1 protein-coding gene is annotated in these 349 nt (G+C 67.9%); it reads right to left on the bottom strand.

Going from position 1 to position 349, the window contains the following annotated elements; translation table 11 throughout:
* On the bottom strand, window positions 1-349 hold a 349-nt coding region (locus U5775_RS39180), incomplete at both ends, for a 2-keto-4-pentenoate hydratase (protein ID WP_322063468.1).

Genomic DNA, 349 nt, shown 5'->3' with positions numbered 1-349 from the left:
ACCGAGGCCGTCGATCTGCGCGGTATAGGTGCCCGGTTCCTTCACGGCAACCATCGGGCCGAGTGCGCCCGTGAGCACCACGTCACCGGCGCGCAGCGGCGTGCCAAGCTGGACCATGCGGTCGGCGAGCCACACGGCGGCGTTGAGCGGATTGCCGAGGCACGCCGCGCCGTTGCCGCGCGAAAGCACCTCGCCATCGCGCGAAAGCTCCATCGCGCAGGCGCTCAAATCGATCTGCGAAAGCGGCACAGGGCGGCTGCCCACCACGAAGCGCGCGCTCGACGCGTTATCGGCAACCGTATCGACGAAGCGGATATCCCAGTTCCGTATCCGGCTGTCCACCACTTCG

The organism is Paraburkholderia sp. J63, assembly GCF_905220245.1.
Lineage (GTDB): Bacteria > Pseudomonadota > Gammaproteobacteria > Burkholderiales > Burkholderiaceae > Paraburkholderia.
Note: the sequence above shows the minus strand (reverse complement) of the source record. Positions and strands in the feature narration are given on the sequence as shown.